The following is a 400-nucleotide window of genomic DNA, read 5'->3' on the forward strand; positions in this document are numbered from 1 at the left end:
CACCCCCGCATCCCGGTACACCGTGACCCCCGAGGGCATCAACGCCGGATTGTGGATGTCCTGCAAAGAAGCCTGGGACCTGCTGGGCATCGCCAGGTCTACCCTCGAAGAGCGGTTGAATGCCGGAAAACTGACGCGGTACCACAAAAAAGGCGACGGGCACCTGGCCAAGCCCCGCGTATGGCTGATGCGTTCGGAGGTGGATGCCTATTACCGCGACTATACGCTGATGAAGGGCAAGGAGAAAAAATAGCGTTTACGCGATATCATTGGGCCACTCCACGATACCGTGGGGCCGCTAATCCATACCGCGGAGCGTCCCAATGGTACCGTGGAGCTTCCAAACAACACCGTTGGACGTTTCCATGATGCCGGGGAGCGTCCCAACGGTACCGTTGGA

At 59.0% G+C, this 400-nt stretch carries 1 protein-coding gene; it reads left to right on the forward strand.

What is annotated here, in order from left to right:
- Positions 1–253: helix-turn-helix transcriptional regulator (locus NF543_RS25345; RefSeq protein WP_257670999.1), on the forward strand; the 253-nt coding region annotated here is incomplete at its 5' end.
- Positions 254–400: the final 147 nt, after the last annotated feature.

Origin of the sequence: Parapedobacter tibetensis, assembly GCF_024704835.1 — a bacterium.
Classification (GTDB): domain Bacteria; phylum Bacteroidota; class Bacteroidia; order Sphingobacteriales; family Sphingobacteriaceae; genus Parapedobacter; species Parapedobacter tibetensis.